Raw genomic sequence first — 2,826 nt, 5'->3', positions numbered from 1 at the left:
CCCACTCTATTGTAAACAAGACATTTTTATCTTTTATATTCAATGGCTTATTTTCCTGCTAATTGGTAATACCATGAAAAATACCATGCTCAGAAAAGGCTTAACAATATTTTGAAAAATTGCCTACTGAGCGCTGCCGCACAGCTCCATAGGCCGCTTTCCTGGCTTTGCTTCCAGATGTATGCTATTCTGCTCCTGCAGCTAATGGATCACCGCAAACAGGTTACTCGCCTGGGGATTCCCTTTCGACCCGAGCATCCGTATGAGACTCATGCTCGATTATTATTATTATAGAAGCCCCCATGAATAAATCGCTCATCATTTTCGGCATCGTCAACATAACCTCGGACAGTTTCTCCGATGGAGGCCGGTATCTGGCGCCAGACGCAGCCATTGCGCAGGCGCGTAAGCTGATGGCCGAGGGGGCAGATGTGATCGACCTCGGTCCGGCATCCAGCAATCCCGACGCCGCGCCTGTTTCGTCCGACACAGAAATCGCGCGTATCGCGCCGGTGCTGGACGCGCTCAAGGCAGATGGCATTCCCGTCTCGCTCGACAGTTATCAACCCGCGACGCAAGCCTATGCCTTGTCGCGTGGTGTGGCCTATCTCAATGATATTCGCGGTTTTCCAGACGCTGCGTTCTATCCGCAATTGGCGAAATCATCTGCCAAACTCGTCGTTATGCATTCGGTGCAAGACGGGCAGGCAGATCGGCGCGAGGCACCCGCTGGCGACATCATGGATCACATTGCGGCGTTCTTTGACGCGCGCATCGCGGCGCTGACGGGTGCCGGTATCAAACGCAACCGCCTTGTCCTTGATCCCGGCATGGGGTTTTTTCTGGGGGCTGCTCCCGAAACCTCGCTCTCGGTGCTGGCGCGGTTCGATGAATTGCGGCTGCGCTTCGATTTGCCGGTGCTTCTGTCTGTTTCGCGCAAATCCTTTCTGCGCGCGCTCACAGGCCGTGGTCCGGGGGATGTCGGGGCCGCGACACTCGCTGCAGAGCTTGCCGCCGCCGCAGGTGGAGCTGACTTCATCCGCACACACGAGCCGCGCCCCTTGCGCGACGGGCTGGCGGTATTGGCGGCGCTGAAAGAAACCGCAAGAATTCGTTAACTGCACATTCGGGATATTTCTCTATATTCGCGCTTCATCAGAAAACTGAAGGAACCTCCATTGAATCGAACTAATATTTTTTTTGGTAAATCGCATTCTGACTGGTTGCCTGTCAGAGGCGGAGAATCTGGTGATTTTGTTTTTCGACGTGGTGACGGGCATGCCTTCGCGAAAATCGCACCTGCTTCCCGCCGCGGTGAGCTCGCTGGAGAGCGTGACCGCCTCATTTGGCTCAAAGGTCGAGGTGTGGCTTGCCCCGAGGTCATCAACTGGCAGGAGGAACAGGAGGGTGCATGCTTGGTGATAACGGCAATTCCGGGAGTACCGGCGGCTGATCTGTCTGGAGCGGATTTGCTCAAAGCGTGGCCGTCAATGGGGCAGCAACTTGGCGCTGTTCACAGCCTATCGGTTGATCAATGTCCGTTTGAGCGCAGGCTGTCGCGAATGTTCGGACGCGCCGTTGATGTGGTGTCCCGCAATGCCGTCAATCCCGACTTCTTACCGGACGAGGACAAGAGTACGCCGCAGCTCGATCTTTTGGCTCGTGTCGAACGAGAGCTACCGGTGCGGCTCGACCAAGAGCGCACCGATATGGTTGTTTGCCATGGTGATCCCTGCATGCCGAACTTCATGGTGGACCCTAAAACTCTTCAATGCACGGGTCTGATCGACCTTGGGCGGCTCGGAACAGCAGATCGCTATGCCGATTTGGCACTCATGATTGCTAACGCCGAAGAGAACTGGGCAGCGCCAGATGAAGCAGAGCGCGCCTTCGCTGTCCTATTCAATGTATTGGGGATCGAAGCCCCCGACCGCGAACGCCTTGCCTTCTATCTGCGATTGGACCCTCTGACTTGGGGTTGATGTTCATGCCGCCTGTTTTTCCTGCTCATTGGCACGTTTCGCAACCTGTTCTCATTGCGGACACCTTTTCCAGCCTCGTTTGGAAAGTTTCATTGCCAGACGGGACTCCTGCAATCGTCAAGGGATTGAAACCTATAGAAGACATTGCTGATGAACTGCGCGGGGCCGACTATCTGGTATGGCGCAATGGGAGGGGAGCAGTCCGGTTGCTCGGTCGTGAGAACAATCTGATGTTGCTCGAATATGCCGGGGAGCGAATGCTCTCTCACATCGTTGCCGAGCACGGCGACTACCAGGCGACCGAAATTGCAGCGGAACTAATGGCGAAGCTGTATGCCGCATCTGAGGAACCCCTGCCTTCTGCCCTTCTCCCGATCCGGGATCGCTTTGCAGCTTTGTTTCAGCGGGCGCGCGATGATCAAAACGCAGGTTGTCAAACTGACTACGTCCACGCGGCGATTATAGCCGATCAAATGATGAGCAATGCCTCGGAACTGCGTGGGCTACATGGCGATCTGCATCATGAAAACATCATGTTCTCCAGTCGCGGCTGGCTGGTGATAGATCCCGTCGGTCTGGTCGGTGAAGTGGGCTTTGGCGCCGCCAATATGTTCTACGATCCGGCTGACAGAGACGACCTTTGTCTCGATCCTAGACGCATTGCACAGATGGCGGACGCATTCTCTCGTGCGCTGGACGTCGATCCGCGTCGCCTGCTCGACCAGGCGTACGCTTATGGGTGCCTTTCCGCAGCTTGGAACGCGGATGGAGAAGAGGAGCAACGCGATCTAGCTATCGCGGCCGCGATCAAGCAGGTGCGACAGACGTCATACTAGATATCAAG

At 55.6% G+C, this 2,826-nt stretch carries 3 protein-coding genes; all 3 read left to right on the top strand.

The features are described from left to right. Nucleotides 1-302 precede the first annotated feature (302 nt). Genes sul2 through ACSIPU_RS30120 form a run of 3 tightly spaced genes read left to right on the top strand, consistent with a single transcriptional unit; the run spans nucleotide 303 to nucleotide 2,818 of the window. Nucleotides 303-1,118 carry a sulfonamide-resistant dihydropteroate synthase Sul2 gene (sul2, locus tag ACSIPU_RS30130; protein WP_001043260.1) on the top strand — a complete coding sequence of 272 codons (816 nt, stop codon included), beginning with the start codon at nucleotides 303-305 and terminating at the stop codon, nucleotides 1,116-1,118. A 60-nt stretch (nucleotides 1,119-1,178) separates the two neighbouring features. Further along, the gene (gene aph(3'')-Ib, locus ACSIPU_RS30125) at nucleotides 1,179-1,982 is read left to right on the top strand and encodes an aminoglycoside O-phosphotransferase APH(3'')-Ib (RefSeq protein ID WP_001082320.1); all 804 of its coding nucleotides are present in this window, start codon (nucleotides 1,179-1,181) and stop codon (nucleotides 1,980-1,982) included. Continuing rightward, nucleotides 1,982-2,818, top strand: a complete 837-nt coding sequence (locus ACSIPU_RS30120; RefSeq protein WP_000480968.1) for an aminoglycoside O-phosphotransferase APH(6)-Id — start codon at nucleotides 1,982-1,984, stop codon at nucleotides 2,816-2,818. Before aph(3'')-Ib ends, ACSIPU_RS30120 begins: the two co-directional genes overlap by 1 nt. Nucleotides 2,819-2,826 lie beyond the last annotated feature (8 nt).

The sequence above is a fragment of the Klebsiella sp. HN106 genome (assembly GCF_051209435.1).
GTDB lineage: Bacteria > Pseudomonadota > Gammaproteobacteria > Enterobacterales > Enterobacteriaceae > Klebsiella > Klebsiella oxytoca.
This window is presented reverse-complemented; position numbering and strand designations above follow the sequence as displayed.

Bases quoted from the DNA above. Each gene is read 5' to 3' on its own strand.
- sul2 (WP_001043260.1), top strand. From the start codon at position 303: ATGAATAAATCGCTCATCATTTTCGGCATCGTCAACATAACCTCGGAC.
- ACSIPU_RS30120 (WP_000480968.1), top strand. From the start codon at position 1,982: ATGTTCATGCCGCCTGTTTTTCCTGCTCATTGGCACGTTTCGCAACCT.